Origin of the sequence: Streptomyces sp. MS191 (genome assembly GCF_008042125.1) — a bacterium.
In the GTDB taxonomy this organism is placed as follows: Bacteria; Actinomycetota; Actinomycetes; order Streptomycetales; family Streptomycetaceae; genus Streptomyces.
Genome location: NZ_RDBI01000040.1, coordinates 2481270 through 2501272 on the forward strand (window position 1 = coordinate 2481270; position 20003 = coordinate 2501272).

The 20003-nt window shown below is 72.2% G+C and carries 17 protein-coding genes, 1 tRNA gene and 1 pseudogene; 13 read left to right on the forward strand and 6 right to left on the reverse strand.

Annotation, left to right across the window (positions count from 1 at the left end):
• Positions 1 to 59: 59 nt before the first annotated feature.
• A complete protein-coding gene (locus EAO71_RS18450) occupies positions 60 to 368 on the reverse strand; it encodes a hypothetical protein (RefSeq protein ID WP_147978712.1) in 309 nt (102 codons plus the stop codon).
• Positions 369 to 703: 335 nt separating this feature from the next.
• Here EAO71_RS18450 and EAO71_RS38905 point away from each other — a divergent pair.
• A pseudogene (locus EAO71_RS38905) lies at positions 704 to 1021 on the forward strand (primase alpha helix C-terminal domain-containing protein); the annotation flags it as partial.
• A 417-nt stretch (positions 1022 to 1438) separates the two neighbouring features.
• On the opposite strand, the gene EAO71_RS18465 reads toward EAO71_RS38905, so the two are convergent.
• Positions 1439 to 1523, reverse strand: a tRNA-Ser gene (locus EAO71_RS18465).
• 46 nt (positions 1524 to 1569) lie between these two features.
• Positions 1570 to 2991: a S1C family serine protease gene (locus EAO71_RS18470; RefSeq protein ID WP_147978713.1), complete on the reverse strand. Its 1422-nt coding sequence runs from the start codon at positions 2989 to 2991 to the stop codon at positions 1570 to 1572.
• Positions 2992 to 3165: 174 nt separating this feature from the next.
• Between EAO71_RS18470 and EAO71_RS18475 the strand changes: the two genes are divergently transcribed.
• From EAO71_RS18475 to EAO71_RS18485, 3 genes are all read left to right on the forward strand, one after another.
• Positions 3166 to 3987: a glycerophosphodiester phosphodiesterase gene (locus tag EAO71_RS18475; RefSeq protein WP_147978714.1), complete on the forward strand. Its 822-nt coding sequence runs from the start codon at positions 3166 to 3168 to the stop codon at positions 3985 to 3987.
• Positions 3988 to 4088: 101 nt separating this feature from the next.
• Positions 4089 to 4691 carry an ATP-binding protein gene (locus EAO71_RS18480; RefSeq protein ID WP_147978715.1) on the forward strand — a complete coding sequence of 201 codons (603 nt, stop codon included), beginning with the start codon at positions 4089 to 4091 and terminating at the stop codon, positions 4689 to 4691.
• A 171-nt stretch (positions 4692 to 4862) separates the two neighbouring features.
• Positions 4863 to 5831 (forward strand): DUF5926 family protein, encoded by a 969-nt coding sequence (locus EAO71_RS18485; protein ID WP_147978716.1) that lies wholly within the window; start codon positions 4863 to 4865, stop codon positions 5829 to 5831.
• Positions 5832 to 6060: 229 nt separating this feature from the next.
• On the opposite strand, the gene EAO71_RS18490 is transcribed toward EAO71_RS18485, so the two are convergent.
• Positions 6061 to 6660 carry a hypothetical protein gene (locus EAO71_RS18490; RefSeq protein WP_147978717.1) on the reverse strand — a complete coding sequence of 200 codons (600 nt, stop codon included), beginning with the start codon at positions 6658 to 6660 and terminating at the stop codon, positions 6061 to 6063.
• Between the two features lie 227 nt (positions 6661 to 6887).
• Positions 6888 to 7568, reverse strand: coding sequence for a bifunctional DNA primase/polymerase (locus EAO71_RS18495; RefSeq protein ID WP_147978718.1), 681 nt, complete (start codon positions 7566 to 7568; stop codon positions 6888 to 6890).
• Between the two features lie 381 nt (positions 7569 to 7949).
• Here EAO71_RS18495 and EAO71_RS18500 point away from each other — a divergent pair, with 381 nt between their 5' ends.
• Positions 7950 to 9461: a PP2C family protein-serine/threonine phosphatase gene (locus EAO71_RS18500; RefSeq protein WP_147978719.1), complete on the forward strand. Its 1512-nt coding sequence runs from the start codon at positions 7950 to 7952 to the stop codon at positions 9459 to 9461.
• A gap of 195 nt (positions 9462 to 9656) precedes the next feature.
• On the forward strand, positions 9657 to 11117 hold the full coding sequence (locus EAO71_RS18505) for an aminopeptidase P family protein (protein ID WP_147978720.1): 1461 nt from the start codon (positions 9657 to 9659) through the stop codon (positions 11115 to 11117).
• 118 nt (positions 11118 to 11235) lie between these two features.
• Here EAO71_RS18505 and EAO71_RS18510 read toward each other — a convergent pair whose 3' ends face one another.
• Positions 11236 to 11694 carry an ATP-binding protein gene (locus EAO71_RS18510; protein WP_147978721.1) on the reverse strand — a complete coding sequence of 153 codons (459 nt, stop codon included), beginning with the start codon at positions 11692 to 11694 and terminating at the stop codon, positions 11236 to 11238.
• 204 nt (positions 11695 to 11898) lie between these two features.
• Here EAO71_RS18510 and EAO71_RS18515 point away from each other — a divergent pair, with 204 nt between their 5' ends.
• From EAO71_RS18515 to pheA, 7 genes are all read left to right on the forward strand, one after another.
• Positions 11899 to 12717 carry a hypothetical protein gene (locus EAO71_RS18515; protein ID WP_147978722.1) on the forward strand — a complete coding sequence of 273 codons (819 nt, stop codon included), beginning with the start codon at positions 11899 to 11901 and terminating at the stop codon, positions 12715 to 12717.
• Positions 12718 to 12966: 249 nt separating this feature from the next.
• Entirely contained in the window at positions 12967 to 13716 is a 750-nt protein-coding gene (locus EAO71_RS18520; RefSeq protein WP_147978723.1) for a YcnI family copper-binding membrane protein, read from the forward strand.
• A 29-nt stretch (positions 13717 to 13745) separates the two neighbouring features.
• Entirely contained in the window at positions 13746 to 14462 is a 717-nt protein-coding gene (locus EAO71_RS18525) for an SCO family protein (protein ID WP_147978724.1), read from the forward strand.
• Entirely contained in the window at positions 14459 to 14941 is a 483-nt protein-coding gene (locus EAO71_RS18530; protein ID WP_147978725.1) for a copper chaperone PCu(A)C, read from the forward strand. Before EAO71_RS18525 ends, EAO71_RS18530 begins: the two co-directional genes overlap by 4 nt.
• Positions 14942 to 14965: 24 nt before the next feature.
• A complete protein-coding gene (locus tag EAO71_RS18535; protein WP_147978726.1) occupies positions 14966 to 17128 on the forward strand; it encodes a copper resistance CopC/CopD family protein in 2163 nt (720 codons plus the stop codon).
• 5 nt (positions 17129 to 17133) lie between these two features.
• A complete protein-coding gene (gene efeB / locus EAO71_RS18540; protein ID WP_261992178.1) occupies positions 17134 to 18411 on the forward strand; it encodes an iron uptake transporter deferrochelatase/peroxidase subunit in 1278 nt (425 codons plus the stop codon).
• A 132-nt stretch (positions 18412 to 18543) separates the two neighbouring features.
• Entirely contained in the window at positions 18544 to 19479 is a 936-nt protein-coding gene (gene pheA / locus EAO71_RS18545; RefSeq protein ID WP_147978728.1) for a prephenate dehydratase, read from the forward strand.
• Positions 19480 to 20003 lie beyond the last annotated feature (524 nt).

Below are 20003 nucleotides of genomic sequence, written 5' to 3' on the forward strand. Positions count from 1 at the left end.
CCCCGCGACCCGTCACCCCTTCCGACGCCCCCTCGGGCCGTCACTCCCCCCGCGACCCGTCAGAGCCACCATGGGGCGAAGTTCACCACCGCGTTCGACTGGCCGATGTTCGTGAGGCCGGAGCCGTTCACGCTCGCGGTGTTGTTCTGATTGGAGGCGCCGGCGCCTGTCGCCACCTGTTGCGCGGTGGTCGAGTTCCCGTGGTTGTCACCCCCCACGCCGCTGCCGACGATCGAGGCGACGCCGGTGTTCGATCCGTTGTCCGCGAACCCGCCGTTGTCGGCCTGCGCCACTCCGGTGAAGAGTGCGGCGGCCAGAGGCAGCGCGGCGACAGCGGCGAGGACGCGGGCGGGACGGATGCTTGCCATGTGTTCTTCCTCCAGGAAGGGAAACCGCGCCGGAAGCGCGTAAGTACGGCTCTCACCAGGGCGGTTGGCCGACCGCCTCGGTCGTTCGTGCTCGACGTCGCGACTCCAGAGTTGCCCACCGAATCCCCGGCGAACCACCCCGCAGTTGCCGATTCCCCCTCAAGCGTGAGGACAAGTCGATAAACCCCCACGAGCCCGTGAACGTCGCAGGTCAGCCCGGTGACGGCCGTGCGACGGACCGGCGACCCGGGCGCCGCACAAGGGGAAGCGTTCCGTCAGATTCCGGCCGAATTACTCCCTCTTCCCTTCTTCGAACGTCTGTACGAAAATAGCTCCATGGCCATCACCGACCGGCGGACCTCACTCCCGCGCCCTGCCCGCGCGCCCTCCTCAGCCTGATCGCGCCGCCACCCCGCACGCACCGCGCCACGACCCGCCCGCACCACCAGGGCCAGGGCCTGATCCACTTCGTCCTGTCGGCCCGGGAGGGCCAGCGCAACACCCGCCTGTTCTGGGCGGCCTGCCGCGCGTACGAGAACGGCCTCGGCGACACCCTCACCGAGGCCCTCGCCTCGGCCGCGATCCGCACGGGCCTCCCGGAACACGAGGCCCGCGCCACGATCCAGTCGGCGGCCCGCCTGACGGCGGGCTGACCGACGGGGTCGGGGCGGCAGACGCAGTGGGACGATCCGGTCATGAACGAGGCGCCCTGATGCCCCACTCATGATCAGACGACCAGGGCGAAACTCATCGACCTCGTCGAGGTCGTCGTCCAGCGGGCCTACCGCTGCAAGGACCGCGAGTACGTTCGCGTCGCACGAGCAGTCGACGGTGAGGATCTTCGCCGCAGGCTCGGTACGCCGCCGCCTCGGACAACCCATGGGCACGACTCCACGCCGGCTACGTCCTCCGGCTTCTCGACCGCCCCGAGGTCCCGAACACGCATCACGTCTGGCGAACGTGGGTGGCGGAAGGGTCCGGAAGGCGGCGTGGCTCCTCGGGCACCAGATGACGAAGGGGTGCCCCTGACCGGGACACCCCTTCTGGTCAGCACGTGCTCTGACCTGCTGCGGTGGGTGTGGGATTTGAACCCACGGTGACTCGCGCCACGACGGTTTTCAAGACCGTTCCCTTAGGCCGCTCGGGCAACCCACCCCGCGCCGGATCCCGTCCGGGGCGGCGCGGGGGACAGCCTAGCCGGTCAGTTGTCGCCCGTGCGTTCCCCGAGAGTGACCGTGGCCGTCGCCGTCTTGCCGTCGCGCTCGTAGGTGAGCTGGACCGCGTCGCCCGGCTTGTGGGTCCAGATCTCGCTGATCAGGCTCGGACCGCTGTCGATCGGGTGGTCGCCGAAGGCGGTGATCACGTCGCCCGCCTTCAGACCGGCCTTCGCCGCCGGGCCGTTCGGGGTGACGGACGGGGTGCCGCCGGCGCCCTCCTCCGCGATCGTCGCGCCCTCGCCCTTGTCGGCCATGGTCACCGTCGCGCCGATCACCGGGTAGACCGGCTTGCCCGTCCTGATCAGCTGCTCGGCGACGTTCTTCGCCTGGTTGACGGGGATCGCGAAACCGAGGCCGATCGAGCCGGCCTGCGTCTGCCCCATGCCGCTCCCGGCCGACTGGATCGCCGAGTTGATGCCGATGACCGCGCCGCTCGCGTCGAGCAGCGGGCCGCCGGAGTTGCCCGGGTTGATCGAGGCGTCGGTCTGCAGCGCGCTCATGTAGGAGTTCTTGCCGCCGGAACCGTCGCCGGACGCGACCGGGCGGTTCTTGGCGCTGATGATGCCGGTGGTGACCGTGTTCGACAGGCCGAAGGGCGCGCCGATCGCGATCGTCGAGTCGCCGACCGCCACCCGGTCGGAGTTGCCGAGCGCCAGCGGGGTCAGTCCGTCGGGGGCCTTCTTCAGCTTCAGGACGGCCACGTCGTAGCCCTCGGCCCGGCCCACGACCTCGGCGTCGTACGTCTTGCCATTGGAGAAGGTCGCCGAGAGCGTGCCACCGTCCGCGGCGGAGGCCACCACGTGGTTGTTGGTGAGGATGTGGCCTTCCTTGTCGTACACGAAGCCGGTGCCCGTGCCGCCCTCGCCCTCGCTGCCGCCGGACTTCGCCTGGATGGTGACGACGCTCGGCAGCGCGTTGTGCGCCACGGCCGCGACCGTGCCGGGGTCGCGCTTGAACGCGGCCGGGGCCTCGCCCGAGGAGACGGTGGTCGAGCTGTTGCCGTCGTCGCCGCGCTCGGCGGCCCAGTAGCCGATGCCGCCACCGACGCCGCCGGCCACCAGGGCGGCGGCCAGGACCGCGGCCACGACGCCGCCGGCCCGCTTGCGCGGGGCAGGCGCCGCGGGCGGGACGGGCACGCCCCAGGCCGGGACGGACGGCGGAGGCGGCGGCCAGCCGCCCGCGTCACCACCGGGCGCCGCCGCGCCGACCGTGGCCTCCGCCGGCGGTGTCACGGGCAGCGGTGCCGTCGCCTGCTCGGACCGGGGGGAGTGTCCGGGCTCCGGCTGCGGCACCGCTGCCGGCTCGGGTGCGCCCGCCGAGTATGCGGGCGGTACGGGAGGGGCAGGAGGGACGGACGGGGCACTCTGGTCCGCCGGAACCGCCGTGCCCTCGTTCTCGGTACTCACAGCTCTCTCCTCGTTCACTGCGCGGGGTGGATGCAGCTTCTGCGTGCGAACAGCTTTTCCCACCGGACGTCAGGCCACTGTAAGCCGGAGCTGTGCGTCCGCACCCCATTCCTTATTTCCGGACAGAACGGACCCCATCCGTTACGGCCGCTCCGCCAATGGCACCATGTCGCGGTGACCCACGCACGGCAGCACACCCATCGCGTACCCGTCCAGGTGATCGCCCACCGGGGAGCCTCCGAGGACGCCCCGGAGCACACCCTCGCCGCCTATGTGAAGGCCATCGAGGACGGCGCCGACGCCCTCGAGTGCGATGTCCGGCTCACCGCGGACGGCCACCTCGTCTGCGTCCACGACCGGCGCGTCAACCGCACCTCGAACGGCCGCGGCGCCGTCTCCGCCCTGGAGCTCGCCGATCTCGCCGCCCTCGACTTCGGCATTTGGAAGGGCCGCGAGGAGGCGGGGGAGAGCCCGGACTGGAAGGACCCCGGCCTCACGTCCGTCCTGACCCTGGAGCGCCTCCTGGAGCTGGTGTCCGACGCCGGGCGGCGCGTCGAGCTGGCCATCGAGACCAAGCACCCCACCCGCTGGGCGGGCCAGGTCGAGGACCGGCTGCTCCAGCTGCTCCGGCGCTTCGGTCTCGCCGAGCCGTCCTCCCCGGAGGAGTCCGCGGTCCGCGTCATGAGCTTCTCGGCCAGGTCCCTGCACCGGATCGCCGCCGCGGCGCCGACGCTGCCCACCGTGTCGCTGGCGCAGTTCGTCACGCCGCGGCTGCGCGACGGACGCCTGCCGGCGGGCGCGCGGATCGCCGGACCGTCGATCCGGATCGTCCGCCACCACCCCACCGTGATCATGCGGCTCCAGAAGGCCGGTCACCAGGTGCACGTCTGGACGGTGGACGACCCCGAGGACGTCGAGCTCTGCGAGCGGCTCGGCGTGGACGCGATCATCACCAACCGCCCCAAGCAGGTCCTGTCCCAATTGGGACGCCTTTAAAGGATTCGCCTCTCTTCACCCACCTTCACCACCCTTCTCAGGCCTTCGTGTCCCTTACGGGGAGTGCTCCGGCGCGTTCGTTCCGTACTCGATCGTTACGAGTGCGTCAGCGGACGCGGATTGGCCGGTTTCCGGTCCAGGCCATTGGGGCATTCACACCGTGGCGTGGGGCAAAGGAGGTCTCGGGGGTGGCGTTGGTGGTGGCACAGGAGGTGCCCACGTCGTCGAGCATGGCCGTACCCCATGGCCCGGCGGGCGTGGGTGAGGCGCGACACCGGATGCGGGAGCAGTTGCACCGCAGCGGGGTGTCCGCATCGGTCGTCGACGACGCGGTGCTGATCCTTTCCGAACTCCTCAGCAACGCCTGCCGGCACGGCAGGCCGCTGGGCCGGGCGGACGTGGGCGACGGGGACGTGCGGGCGGCGTGGCGGGTGGACGGAGCGGGCGGCCTGACCGTCGAGGTGACGGACGGCGGTGGTCCCACTCGACCTGTTCCGTCGACGCCCTCGGTCACCGCACGCGGCGGTCGTGGGCTGAACATCATCAGCGCGCTGGCACAGGACTGGGGTGTACGGGACAGCGCGTCCGGCGAGGTCACCGTCTGGGTGGTCGTCACCGAGGGCCATCGGCGCGAGGACTTCGCGGCCAGGGTCGGCGGCGGGTCGGGCCTCGAGTACCTGGACGCGTACGACGAGCTGGACTGACGGCCGGAGCGCGGACCCGGACGTCCTCCGCACGGGTCCCCCGGCACGGACCCGTGGCGAACGCCGCGGCCTGAGCCCCCCGGCGGCTCCGTACGGCTAGGCTCGCCCGACACAGAGCCGTGCACCGAGCACTGCGCAACAGCACCGCCGCTACCGGGAGAAAGCCACACCATGGCCAAGAAGCGCCCCCAGTCGAAGGCCGCCAAGGCACAGGTCACGAACGGGGAGATCCCGGTCGTCGGTGCGCGCGAGCCGTGCCCCTGTGGTTCGGGCCGCCGCTACAAGGCGTGTCACGGCCGGGCCGCCGCGCACGCCGTGACCGAGCTGGTCCAGCGCCCCTTCGAGGGTCTGCCCGGCGAGTGCGACTGGGTCGCGCTGCGCGAGCTGGTGCCCGCCGCCACCGTCCCGCTCACCCTGAAGGACGGGCTGCCCGAGGGCGTGCCCTCGGTGACGCTCGCGACCGTGCTCCCCATGGCGTGGCCGGCGCTGCGCCGCGACGACGGCTCCGTCCTGCTCGCCCTGCAGAACGACACCTCTTCCGGCGATCTGGCCCGCGACCTCGCGGACACCCTCCAGCGCGCCCTGGAGGCGGAGCCCGGCACCCCGGTCGCCCCGCGCCGCGTCCCGGCCGAGGGTCCGCGACTGCAGGATCTGCTCGACCCCGAGGGCGTTTTCGCGCCGGTCGTGCACGAGGGCTTCGAATTCTGGATTCCGGAGTCGGCGGAGAACTCCAACCCCGAGGTCGCCGCCTCGCTGGAGCGCGCCAACGCCGCCGCGATCCCCACCGTGAAGCTGACCGGTGTGGACGCCGCCTACTGGTGCGAGACCCCGGACAAGAACCACCTGCGCTGGGTCATGCCGCACGCCGAGGAGAAGCTCCTCGACGCGCTCGCCCGGCTGCACGCGGCCGGCACCTCGTCCCTGGGCGACGACACCCGTCTCGTCGGCTCCTTCCGGGCCCACGGCCTGGTCGTCCCCGTCTGGGACCTGCCGACCTCGATGAACGCCGACGACTGCGAGAAGCCGGCCGCCGAGTTCGCCGAGCGGCTGGCCGCGGCGCTGGCCTCCGACGCTCCGCTGACGCCGGAGGAGCGTCGGGCGCGCGGCGGTCTCACCAACCGTCAGGTCACTCTCAGCTGACGTCCAGGGGTGGCGGCGGTCACTGACAGACCGACCAGTCGGTGACTTCCGCCACAACTCCTCGTACGCCCGGGTAAATCACTGTCCGAATAACCGAGATCGAATTTGCGAACAGCAGATCTCTTGTTACCGTTCTAGAAGCCCGGTCGCTGGTGCATCCCCCGTCGCCAGCGATCGGGCCTTTTCATGCCCGCGCCCACGGTCGCCCCGGGGCGGTCCGGGCCCCGGCTCAACCGCCGTTCCCGCCCGCCGTGTTGCTGCCGGCGCGCAGCAGCAGGGGTGTATCGCCGCCCGCTCCCGCGAATTCCGCGATCGCCGAATAGGCCGCATCCGTGGCCCTGGTGCGTTCGCGCGGTGTCTCGCACACCCCCGGCTCGTCCTGCGCGCTGACGGAGCAGTGCACCTGCACGGTCCGCCCTGCGGGGCCCATCAGGGTGACGACGGCGTCCAGCCGGTGGCCGGTGACGTTGCGGTAGTACGTGCGCGCCCAGGTGTCGGGTCCCTCGTCCAGGACGCAGGTCTGGGCCTCGACGCCGTCGGGGGAGGTGAGCTCGGGACCGCAGTGCGCCGCCCGCGCCGGGGCCCCGGCCGGCCGTGCGGCCGCCTCCGGGGGTGCGGGCGGGGTGGCGGGCACGGCGGCGGGCGTCCCGTCCGCCAGGCCGAGCCCCGGCAGCAGACCGCGTCCACCCCTCGACTTCGCGTCGTCCCGCGAGTCCGGGCCGGTGCCGTGCCCCGGTACCGGTCCGCCGGCGGGTCCCGCCGAGGCGACGAGCGGCAGCAGCGTTGCGCCCACCACGACGGCCGTGAGCCCGATCGTGCGGAGATTCATGGCACCACCTGCCCGGCCGGCTGCGACTCGTGAACGGTGCGCCGAAGATATCCGCGGCCCGGTGGCGCACGACGCCGCGCGCGCCCGTTTCCGGGACAAGTCGGGCCGTCTCGCACCCGTACGAGTGACAGCGGCGGCCCAGATGCCCGGGGCCCGGCACCCCGCCTGGCGGCGCGCGCGGGCCCGCCCCGGCTCCGTCCGGGGCGCCGTCGCCCGGCGGCCGTCGCTCAGTAGGCGAGCCTGCTGCCGCCGCCGGGGGTGCTCGTGCTCGCCTCGACCAGCGCGTCCACCACGGCCTCGACGTCCGGCAGCCACGGCCGCGCCGAGCCCTTGAGCGGTGCCCGCTCCCAGCGCGCCCGCGCCGTGTCGGCGGCCGTGGAGGGCAGCAGCAGATAGCCGCCCTCGCCGTGGAAGCGCAGCGAACCGGGCACGCTGTCCTTGGTGTAGAGGAGCTCGCCGAGCCGTTCGAGGCCGTACGGGGCGACGAGCAGGGACCACCGGGTGGGGGTCGCCACCACGGGGCCGAGCCGCATGTCCATCGCGTCGAGGGCGGCCAGGGCGCGTGCGCCCGCGAGCGCGGGCAGGCTCACCGCGCACGGCGCGCGGCCGCCGGTGGCCAGCACGACCGGGGCGTCCGGCCGCCGGGCCCACCACCAGCGGATCATGCGTTCGTCGGTGGTCGCCGCCAGCAGTCCCGGGTCGAAGGGATGCGCTCCCGGCACCACGCATTCGGGGTCGGGGCAGGCACAGCCGGCCCCTGAGGACGTGCGGGTCGTCGCTTTCAGCCCCACTCCGGGCAGTACGGGCCAGTCCCACTCGACGGCGCAGGTGAGCGCGGCATCGAGCTGGACGGTCCTCTCCTTGCGCCGGAAGCGGAGCCTGCGTCGCCTTCCGAGGATCTCGCGCATGAGCGCTCGTTCCTTTCCGTTGAACGCCGAATCCACATCACACCACGTGCAGATCTCTTGACTGTGCGTATCAGCGCGTACAAGGTCGGCGGTTCACCGCCCCGTGCGGTGGGGCGGGAGGGGCCGGACTGAGGCTCGTCGTCCACTCGAAGGGCGCGGCCTGCGGCGGTGAGGACGCCCAGGCACCCTGCCAGGTTCCGGGGCTGCTTCAACTGCCCCTGGCCATCACCGTTTACGTACCCATCAGGTTCAAATCAACGCGCTTTCAAACGACGCCAGTCGACCGCAAAAGGTGCACCGCAGGGGCAATTTTCGGCCAACTTGGCCCGCAGATCAACCCTCCTGCAGAACCCCGCGGACACCACAAGTCCCGCGCGGACAATGCTGGACATCACTCCTCTTGTGCGTGTACATGTGGATGCATTGACGGCGGCGCAGATTGACATGGGGGTTTGCGATGCTATTGCGCGAAACGCACCCGTCGGAAAGCCGACTGCAATGAGCGCCCCACACCTGCCGAAAGTGGCCGGAATCGACTCCACGGTTCCTTCTCCCGCGCACACTGCGGCTCCCCTTCCGGGCGTACCCGCGGCCGCGCCCCCACCCGGCGCCCTGATCCAGGACCGGCTGGCCGGCTGGGTCTCCGACCTGACCACCCTGCACGAACTCACCGAACGCCTGATCAGGACCGGTTCCCTCGACGACGCCCTGCAGGAACTGCTGCGCGCCGGAGCCACCCTGGTCGGGGCCCGCCGGGGCATGGTCGTCCTCGAACCCGCCGACGGACTCGGCCCCACCAGCACCGTCGGCCTCGGACTCGCCCACGCCGAACTGGGCACCATCGAGACCGTGCCCCGCAGCGCCACCTCCTACGGCCGCATCCTCGACGGGCTGCCCGATCCGGTGGCGATCCCCGACCCGGTCGCCGCCCCGGACCTGCTCGGCGAGGAGGACCTCGACCCGCGGCACCGCGAGGTCGCCGCCCGCCTCGGCTACGCCGCCAGCTACGCCCTGCCCCTGGCCACCGAGGCCGCCGGCAAGCTCGGCGCCGTCGTCTGGCTGTACGACGAGCCCGCCGAACCGGTCGAACGCCAGCGCCATCTGGTCGGCCTCTACGGCCGGTACGCCACCGAGCACCTCGCCCGCCTCGTCGAGCTGGAGCGCGCCCGGGTCCGTGTCGCGACCGTCGCCGAGGAACTGCTCCCCAGCCGCCTCCCCCGGATCCCCGGCGTCCGGCTGGCCGCCCGCCACCGCACCGGCCCGCGGGGCGGCGGCGACTGGTACGACGCGCTGCCGCTGCCCGAAGGCGCCCTCGGACTCGCCGTCGGCTCCGTCTCCGGCAGCGGCCCCAGCGCCCTCGCCGCGATGGGACGGCTGCGGGCCTCCCTGCGCGCCTACGCGGTGATGGAGGGCGAGGACCCCGTCGCCGTCCTGTCCGACCTGGAGCTCCTGCTGCGACTGACCGAGCCCGCGCGTTCGGCGACGGCCCTCTTCGCGTACGCCGAGCCGCAGGAACGCCGGCTCGTCCTGGCCGGCGCCGGGCACACCCCGCCGCTGATCATCGGCGACCACCGCACCGAGTTCGTCGAGACCTCGCTGTCGGCGCCGCTCGGCATGCTCGCCTGCTGGGAGGCACCGAGCGTCGAGCTCTCGCCCGCACCCGGAGAAACGGTGCTGCTCTACACGGAGGGCCTGCTACGCCGCACCGGCGACCCCATGGACCGCGCCTTCGCGCGACTCCACGCGGCCGCCGCGGGCGTCCCGAAGGCCGCCCGCAGGAGTCCGGGAGCCGTCGCCGACCACGTCCTGCGCGCCCTGCTGCCCGAGGGCCCGGAGGCCGGCGACGCGGCGGACGCCGAGGACGTCGTGCTGCTGGCGGCCCACTTCGAGTGATCCCCGCGGGTCCCTCCGCCCCCACCGGACACCCCACTTTGCGTGTATGGGCCACACACTGCCCGTACAGACGATCAAGGATCCCGTCGCACCTCGCGCAGGTGACTCGCCGGTAAGAGGTCTTACGCCCCTGGGCCCCCTTCCGTACGACCGTACGATGGGAGGGGTTCAGTGTCGTACCAAGAGGAGAGACCCGTGGCGGAAGAGCTCAACCCGGAGACCCCGGAAGAGACCGAAGAGCCGATCAAGCAGCGCAAGAACGGGCTGTACGGGAGCGTGTCCGACGAGCTCGCCGAGAACATGAAGAGCGGCTGGGCGGACACCGCGCTCCACGGTCTGGAGCCGATCGCGCAGGCCGGCCACACCGCCGAGCGCCGCGCCGCGCTCTCCGCCCGCTTCCCCGGCGAGCGCCTGGTGATCCCCGCGGGCAATCTGAAGACCCGCTCGAACGACACCGAGTACAGCTTCCGCGCGTCCACCGAGTACGCGTACCTCACCGGCGACCAGACCCACGACGGCGTCCTCGTCCTGGAGCCGACCGGGGCGAGCGGCCACGAGGCCACCCTCTACCTGCTGCCGCGGTCCGACCGCGAGAACGGCGAGTTCTGGCTCGACGGCCAGGGCGAGCTGTGGGTCGGCCGCCGCCACTCCCTGACCGAGGCCGAGCAGCTGCTGGGCATCCCGGCCAAGGACGTCCGCGAGCTGCCCGCCGCCCTCACCGAGGCCACCGGCCCCGTCCGCGCCGTCCGCGGCCACGACGCCGGCATCGAGGCCGCCCTCACCGACAAGGTCACCGCCGAGCGCGACGAGGAACTGCGTGTCTTCCTCTCCGAGGCGCGCCTCGTCAAGGACGCCTTCGAGGTCGCCGAGCTGCAGAAGGCGTGCGACTCCACCGCGCGCGGCTTCGAGGACGTCGTCCGCGTCCTCGACAAGGCCGAGGCCACCAGCGAGCGCTACATCGAGGGCACCTTCTTCCTGCGCGCCCGCGTCGAGGGCAACGACATCGGCTACGGCTCGATCTGCGCCGCCGGCCCGCACGCCACCACCCTGCACTGGGTGCGCAACGACGGCGCGGTCCGCTCCGGCGAACTGCTGCTGCTCGACGCCGGCGTCGAGACCACCGAGCTCTACACCGCCGACGTGACCCGGACCCTCCCGATCAACGGCCGGTACAACGAGCTGCAGCGCAAGATCTACGACGCCGTGTACGAGGCGCAGGAGGCGGGCATCGCCGCCGTGAAGCCCGGCGCCGCCTACCGCGACTTCCACGACGCCGCCCAGCGCGTGCTCGCCGAGAAGCTCGTCGAGTGGGGCCTCCTCGAGGGCTCGGTCGAGCGCGTCCTGGAGCTGGGCCTCCAGCGCCGCTGGACCCTGCACGGCACCGGTCACATGCTCGGCATGGACGTCCACGACTGCGCCGCCGCGCGCACCGAGGCGTACGTGGACACCACGCTCGAGCCGGGCATGTGCCTGACCGTCGAGCCCGGCCTGTACTTCCAGGCCGACGACCTCACCGTGCCCGAGGAGTACCGCGGCATCGGCGTCCGGATCGAGGACGACATCCTCGTCACCGAGGACGGCAACCGGAACCTCTCGGACTCGCTGCCCCGCCAGGCCGACGAGGTCGAGGCGTGGATGGCCGGCCTGAAGGGCTGACCCACCCGGGACACCACAGGGCTCCCGTCGACACCGTCGGCGGGGGCCCTGCCCGTACGGCGGCCCTCAGGCCGGGCCCGGGCAGGAACCACGCCCGCGGCGGCTTCCGTCCGGAACGTCAGGTCAGCGCGAGGGGCGCGTCCGACCGCCACTTGACGATCTTGTCGAAGCTGACGACGGCTCCGCCGCGGCTCGACCGGTTGCCGAAGTGCACGTGATCGGCGAGCTCCTCGATCAGCCTCAGCCCGCGGCCGTTCTCGGCGTCCGACGGCGCCGCCGCCCGCCGGATCGCGGCCGGACGGCCCGCCGGGAAACCGGGACCGGAGTCGGCCACCTCGATCCGGCAGGTCTCCCCGTCCAGGAACGCGGTGACGCGGTACGCCTCCGAAGCCTCCCCGGTACCGAGGTCGCCGCCGTGCTCGACGGCGTTGGCACACGCCTCCGTCAGGGCCACCGACAGCTCGAAGGAGACGTCGGGATCCACCCCCGCGGTCTCCATCGTGCCGAGAAGCAGTCGCCTGGCGAGCGGAACGCTCGCAGCCTCGCGCCGCAAGTGGAGTGACCACCAGATGCTCATGCTCCAGCCTCCTGGCTGCGGCTCGACATACCGATACGTATTGCCGCCGGAGACCCTCCGTAAGCACCCCGAAAGGTCAAGAGCCCTCGTTCGGCGGATGCACTCGCGCGACGAGCGGTGTATGTCCCACCCGAACGCACCCATTGGTGATCTTCCGGACCTGCCGTACGGGCGCGTCGGCCCTGGTGCGATGATGGGCCCGCCATGTCTGCCCCCGCGCTCGCTCCACGGCTGCTGAGGGCCGCGGTGTTCACCGCGGTCTGCGTCGTGCTGTCCGCGCTGGGACACGCCCTCGCCGCCTGCGCGGGCATCGCGCTGTGGACGTTCGTGGCCGGTTTCCTGGGCGTCTTCGCCCTCACCTTCCTCTTCGCGGGACGGCAGCGCTCGCTGCCCGCCATCGCCGGGGCCCTGACGGGCGGGCAGCTCCTGCTGCACGCCCTCTTCGGACTCGGCCAGACCACCCTCGCGACGGCCGGAGGGCGCGGCGGCCTGGGCCCCGAGGCGAACGACGCGCTGATCCGGATGGCCGCCAAGCTCGTCTGCGGCGCCGGTGCCACCTCGCTCAGCCCCGCCGACGCGACCCGCATCCTCACCGACGCCGGCCTCGACCCGGCCCACGCCGCCGGCCGGAGCCATGCGCACGGCGCCCACGGCAGCCACCTGGCGGCCACCGCCGGGCCCGGCACCGAACTGCTGCCGAGCCTGCCCATGTTCCTCGGCCACCTGCTGGCGGCGCTCGCCACCGGCTGGCTGCTGCGCCGCGGCGACCTCGCGCTGAGCCGGCTCGTCCGGCTCTCGGCGGACGGCGCCACCGGTCTCGCCGAAGGCGCCCTCGTCCGGTCCCTGCGCGCCGCGCTCGCCTTCGTACGGGCCCTGCTCGCCGGCCTCCCGGCGACACCGGCCGCCGGACCCCACCGGCCCGGCCACCCGTTCCCCGACACCCCGCCGCCCACCGCGGCGCGGGCACTCCAGCACTCGGTGATCCGGCGCGGCCCCCCGGCCGCCTGCGTCCTCGCAGCCTGACGCGGACCGCTCGCAGCGAGCGCGTCCGCGGACGTCCGCACCCACCGACCCCTACGGAAATCCCGCGACGCCCACCCACGGCCACAAAACGGCCGCGGGCACGGCGCCACGGGCCTCCACGGCCCCACCGGGGCCCGCACCCGACGCCGCACCGCGGCCGCCCGCACCGGGCCGCGCGCCGCGGCCGTGCGCTGTCGGTCGGCGTGCCGGACCCTCCCATCCCTCTCCAGAGCCGGAGTGTCTTCTGCCATGAACGTTTCCCGTATCGCCGTCGCCGGTGGCCTCTCCCTCTCCTCCGTCGTGCTGCTCTCCGGCACCGCCTTCGCGCACGTCAGCGTGCAGCCGCAGGGCGAGGCCGCGAAGGGCGGCTACGCCACCGTCAACGTGAAGGTCCCCAACGAGCGCGACAACGCCTCCACCGTGAAGGTCGAGGTCAACTTCCCGGCCGACCACCCGCTCGCCTCCGTCATGCCGCAGCCCGTCCCCGGCTGGAAGCCCGTGGTCACCAAGTCGACGCTCGCCAAGCCGCTGGAGCTGCACGGCAAGAAGATCACCCAGGCCGTCACCAAGGTCACCTGGACCTCCGACGGCGCGAAGATCGGCCCCGGCCAGTTCCAGCAGTTCCCGCTCTCCCTCGGCCAGCTGCCCGAGGACACCGACCAGCTCGTCCTCAAGGCCGTCCAGACCTACGACAACAACGAGGTCGTCCGCTGGATCGAGGAGTCCAAGGAGGGCGCGGCCGAGCCGCAGAACCCCGCCCCCGTCCTGAAGCTGTCCGCCGCGACGGGTGACCACCACGGCGGCGGCGCCGCCGCGGACGACAAGGCCGACGACAAGGCCGACGACAAGGCCGGACACCACGACAAGGGCTCCGCCGCCCACGCCGAGGCCGCCGACTCCACCGACACCCCAGCCCGCGTGCTGGGCGTCGTCGGCATCCTCGTCGGCGTCGCCGGCGTCGCGTTCGGCGTGCTGGCCGGACGCCGCCGCAGCGCCTGACGGCCGGAACCACACCCGAAAGAGAACACATGTCCGTCCAGAAGAACGACGAGCAGACCCGGCCGAGCAGGCGTGCCCCCCTGATCGCCGCCGCGGTCGCGATCGTCGCGGCCCTCACCGTGACGATCGCGGTCGGCACGAACGCGAACGACGACAAGGCGGCCGGCTCGCGCGGCGACGCGCCCGTCACCGAGATCTCCGGCGGCAGCGACTCCACCAAGGCCGCCACCGTCCTCGACCGCCCGTTCACCAAGCCCGACCTCGTCCTCACCGACACCAAGGGCCGGAAGTACGACCTGCGCGAGCAGACCAAGGGCAAGCCGACCCTGATCTACTTCGGCTACACCCACTGCCCCGACGTCTGCCCCCTCACGATGAGCAACATCGCCATCGCCAGGAAGCAGCTCCCCAAGGCCGACCAGGACAAGCTGCAGGTCGTCTTCGTCACCACGGACCCCGAGCGCGACACCTCGGCCGAACTGGCCAAGTGGCTGCCGGCCGCCGGCGACCCCTCCTTCACCGGGCTCACCGGCGACTTCGCTGCCATCCAGGCCGGCGCGCGCCAGATCGGCATCGGCATCGACCCGCCGAAGAAGGAGAACGGCTCCGTCGTCTCCATGCACGGCGCCCAGGTGATCGCCTTCTCGCCCACCACCGACCAGGGCTACGTCCTGTACGGCGAGGACACCACCGTCGACGACTACGCCAAGGACCTGCCCAAGCTCATCAAGGGGGAGAACCCGTGATCCGCCGCACCACCCGCACCACCGTCCTGTCCTCCGCCGTGGCACTCACCGCGGCCCTGGCACTGACGGCGTGCTCGAACGGCGGATCCGACGACTCCGGCGGCCCGGGCACGCCCGAACTCGAGGTCAGCGGGGCGTTCATGCCCCAGCCCGTGATGGACATGGCCGGCGGCTTCCTGACGATCACCAACGACGGCGGGACCGCCGACAAGCTCACGTCCGTCACCAGCCCGATCTCGGACGACGTGACGATCCACGAGACCAGGAACCAGAAGATGCAGGAGGTGAAGTCCTTCGACATCCCCGCCAAGGGCGAGCTGAACCTCGAACGCGGCGGCAACCACATCATGTTCATGAAGCTCAAGCAGCAGCCGAAGCAGGGCGAGAAGGTGAGCATCGAGCTCCACTTCGAGAAGTCGGCCCCGATCAAGGTCGACCTGCCCGTCGAGGCACCGAACCACAACCCGAAGCAGCACTGAGCTCCTTGAGGGACTGACACACAGATGACAGCCACCGCCCCGCGCCTGGGAACCGCCCTGGTCCGCCTGCTGCTCGTGACAGCGGCGCTCCTGGGCACCCTGCTCGCCGGCGCCGCCCCCGCGTCCGCGCACGCGGCACTCACCGGCAGCAACCCGCAGGACGGGGCGGTGGTCGCCACCGCCCCCAAGGACGTCACCCTCACCTTCTCCGAGCAGGTCGCCATGAGCGCCGACTCGATCCGGGTCCTCGATCCCTCGAGCAAGCGGATAGACACCGGCGAGATCCGCGACCTGTGCAGCGGATCCATCGTCAAGTACGGCGTCGGCCTCCGCTCCGGGCTCCCCGAGGGCACCTACACCGTCGCCTGGCACACCGTCTCCGCCGACAGCCACCCCATCGCCGGCGCCTTCACCTTCTCCATCGGGGCCCCCTCCACCACCACCGTCGCCCTGCCCGACCAGACCGCGGGCGGCGGACCCGTCGGCGTCCTCTACGGCATCGCGCGCTACCTCTCCTACGCCGGCTTCACCCTCCTCGTCGGCGGCGGCGCCTTCGTCATCGCCTGCTGGCCGCGCGGCGCGGCCGTCCGGCCCGTGCAGCGACTCGTCGTCCGCGGCTGGCTGACCCTCACCGCGGCCACCCTCGCCATGCTGCTCCTGCGCAGCCCCTACACCGGCTCCGGCGAGCTCGCCGACGTCTTCGACCTGGGCGGCCTCAAGGCCGTCCTGGAGACCAAGACCGGCGCCGCGCTGATCTCACGGCTGATGCTGCTCGGCGCCGCGGCGCTCTTCGTGGCCGTGCTGTTCGGCGCCTACACCAAGCGGACGGACGAGAAGGAGAAGAAGGACCTCACCTTCGGACTCGCCATCGGCGGCTCCGTCGTCGCGGCCGGCATCGCGGGCACGTGGGCACTCGCCGAGCACGCCTCGACCGGCCTCCAGCCCGCCGTCGCGATGCCCGTCGACATCCTCCACCTGCTGGCCGTCGCCACCTGGCTCGGCGGCCTCACGACCCTGCTCGTCGCCCTGTACCGGGCCCCCCGCATCGAGCGCGCCGCGGTCGAGCGCTTCTCCAGGCTCGCCTTCGGGTCCGTGATCGTCCTGACGGCCACCGGGATCTACCAGTCCTGGCGCCAGGTCGGCTCGTGGTCGGCCCTGACCGGCACCGCCTACGGGCAGTTGCTGCTGGTCAAGATCGGCCTGGTCGCCGTGCTCGTGGGCATCGCCTGGATCTCGCGCCGCTGGACCCAGCGCCTCGGCGACCCGACGCCACACGACCCGGCGGACGCCACCGCGGACGCCACCGCCGACGCCACCGCCGAGCCGGACTCGGACGAGACGGGTGACGGGGCGGGCGACGAGGACGAGGCGGGCGAGCGGGGCGCACCCGCGCCGGCTACGGCGAAGCCCGCGCTCGGCACCGGGACTGGCACCGGCGACGCTGACGGCAATGGCGACACAGACGGGGCGGACGGCACTGACGGGGCTGACGGCGCTGACGGCGCTGACGGCGCTGACGGCGACACCGGAGCCGGAGCCGGAGACACCGAAGCCGCGCCAAGCGCCGAACCGACGGAGGCCTCGGACGAACCCTCGACGACCGTCGGCCCCGAGCGGGCCGCCCAGCTCGCCCGTCAGCGCACCGCCGTCGCCACGGCGACCCGCAAGCGCGACCGGGACGCCGACCCCGAACGCGCCGGACTCCGCCGCTCGGTACTCACCGAGGCCGCCATCGCCGTCGTGCTCCTCGCCGTGACGACCGTGCTGACCTCCACCGAACCCGGCCGCACCGAGGAGGAGGCCGGGCGGGCGCAGTCCACCTCCGGCTCCGCCGCCGTACCCGACCGCCCGGTCGACATCCGCCTGCCCTTCGACACCGGCGGCGTCGACGGCAACGGAACCGTGCGCCTGAGCCTCGACCCGGGCCGCACCGGAGCCAACGACCTCCACATCTTCGTGGAACGGCCCAACGGCCGGCTCCTGGACGTTCCCGAGATCAAGGTCGCCTTCACCTTGAAGGAGAAGAACCTCGGCCCGCTGCCCGTCCTGCCCGACCGGATCCAGACCGGACACTGGAGTGCCACCGGCGTCCAGATCCCCATGGCCGGCGAATGGCTGATCCAGGTGACGGTCCGCACCTCCGACATCGACCAGACCACCATCGACAAGACCGTGAAGATCGGCTGACGCTCGTGACTGACCAGACTGACCACCGCGCCGAGGACCAGGTCGAGCTGTCCCGGCGCCGACTCCTCGGCACCGTGGGAGCGGCAGGCGCGGCCGGTCTCGCACTCGGCGCGGCCGGCGGCGCCGGCGTCTACGGGGCCGTCGCCGACTCCGGCGCCGGCTCCTCCGACGCCAAGGCGCTGACGACGGTCGGTGCCACCCAGATGATGTTTCACGGGAAACATCAAGCGGGGATCACCACTCCGCTCCAGTCCCGAGGCCACCTCGTCGCCTTCGACCTCGCCCCCGGAGCCGGCCGCAAGGAAGCCGCCGCACTGCTGCGCCGCTGGTCCGCCACAGCGCAGGCGCTGATGGCAGGCAAGCCCTCGACCGACGACACCGGCATCGCCCTGGACGCCGGACCCTCCTCCCTCACGGTCACCTTCGGCTTCGGCCGCACCTTCTTCGACCGCACCGGACTGGCCGCCCGGCGCCCCGCACAACTCGATCCGCTGCCCGCCTTCTCCGCCGACGCCCTGGACCCCAAGCGCTCGGAAGGCGACCTCTGGGTGCAGATCGGAGCCGACGACGCCCTCGTCGCCTTCCACGCGCTGCGCGCCCTGCAGAAGGACGCCGGAGCCGCCGCCACCGTGCGCTGGCAGATGAACGGCTTCAACCGCTCGGCCGGTGCGACGGCCCAGCCGATGACGGCCCGCAATCTGATGGGGCAGGTGGACGGCACCGGCAACCCCAAGCCCACCGACGCCGACTTCGACCGGCGGATCTTCGTCCCCGCCGGTGCCCCGGGCGGGCAGGACTGGATGACCGGCGGCTCCTACGCGGTCGTCCGCCGCATCCGGATGCTGCTCGACGACTGGGAGAAGCTGCCGCTCGACAAGCAGGAGAAGGTCATCGGCCGCCGGAAGTCGGACGGCGCGCCGCTGACGGGCGGCACCGAGACCAGCGAACTCGATCTCGACAGGACCGGCCCGGACGGGAGGCCGGTCATCCCCGACAACGCCCACTCCCGGATCTCCGCCCCCGAACAGAACGGCGGGGCGGCCATGCTGCGGCGTCCGTTCTCCTTCCACGACGGCATCGGGCCGGACGGGACTCCCGACGCGGGACTGCTCTTCGTCTGCTGGCAGGCGGACCCCCTCCGGGGCTTCGTCCCGGTGCAGCGGAAGCTCGACCGGGGCGACGCCCTGTCCGTCTTCATCCGGCACGAGGCCAGTGGCCTCTTCGCCGTCCCGGGCGGACCGGCCGAGGGCGAGTACGTGGGCCAGCGCCTGCTGGAGGCGTGACCCGGCGGCCGGACCCGTACGGAGCCGGGCGGACGGTACCGCCCGGCGCCGCCCGGCTCGGGGCGGCCGGTGGGCGTCTCGCCCACCCGACGGGGCGGCTCCCGGCGGCCGGGGCCCATTAGGGTGACCGGTATGTCAGCCACCCGGTATACGTATCTCGGTCCCGAAGGCACATTCACGGAGGCCGCGTTGCGTACGCTGCCCGAGGCCGCGACCCGAGAGCTCGTCCCGATGGTCTCCGTCCCGGCCGCGCTGGACGCCGTGCGCAACGGTGAGGCCGCCGCCGCGCTCGTGCCGATCGAGAACTCCGTCGAGGGCGGCGTCACCGCGACCCTGGACGAGCTGGCCTCCGGCGAGCCCCTGATGATCTACCGCGAAGTGGTCCTCCCGATCGCGTTCGCCCTGCTCGTACGGCCCGGCACCGCGCTGTCCGAGATCAAGACCGTGACCGGTCACCCGGTGGCACAGCCCCAGGTGCGGAACTGGCTGCGCGCCCATCTGCCCGACGCCGTCTGGGAGTCGGCCGCGTCCAACGCGGACGGCGCCCGTCTGGTGCAGGAGGGCCGCTTCGACGCCGCCTTCGCCGGTGAGTTCGCCGCCGCGACCTACGGCCTGGAGGCCCTGGTCACCGAGATCCACGACGCGGAGAACGCCGAGACCCGCTTCGTCCTCGTCGGCCGGCCCGCCCGCCCGGCCGCACCCACCGGGGCGGACAAGACCTCCGTCGTGCTCTGGCTGGGCGAGGACCAGCCCGGCGCGCTCCTCGAACTGCTGCAGGAGTTCGCCGTCCGCGGCGTCAACCTCATGCTCATCCAGTCCCGCCCGACCGGCGCGGGCATCGGCAACTACTGCTTCGCCGTCGACGCCGAAGGTCATATCTCCGACCGCCGGGTCGGCGAGGCCCTCATGGGCCTGAAGCGGATCTGCCCGAAGGTGCGCTTCCTCGGCTCGTACCCCCGGGCGGGGGTCGCGGTGGAGGACGTGCGGCCGCTGCGGAACGGGACGTCGGACACGGAATTCATGGCTGCCTCCGATTGGCTGGCGCGAGCCCAGGACGGGCGGGCCTGACCTCAGAGTGCCCCGGCCGCCCCCGGCATGGGGGCGGTCGTCCACAGGTACGGATCACTAGTCCTACCTGCATACTTTTCGGTTACCCACAGAAGTTATCCACAGGCACGCTTCTCGACCTGGGGACAAGTCGACACGACCCGGCGACATGGTCGACAAATCGCCCTAGCCACTCCACATCCATCCACAGACCACCAGCTCGGCCCGTGTCACCCCAATTCCGTTGATCAACTCTTTAGGGCGAGGAATTCCCACCCGAATGAGTGTGCAGGGCGGGGTTGACCAAGGAATTCTTGCCCGCACTTGCCCGATTCGGAACGATCACCTCCACAATCCACAGAAGTTCCGCACAGCCTGTGGATAACAGTCCCGGACCCCGTACCCCTGTGGAGAAGTCGCTTGATCCGCAGGCGGGTTCGGTCAAGCGGCGCACGGCGATCCGCCCCTTTTCGGGGGGCCATGGACCGTTTATTGACGAATAGGGAGAGCGTTTCCCAATCCCGGCAATTCGGTCAAAGCGACAC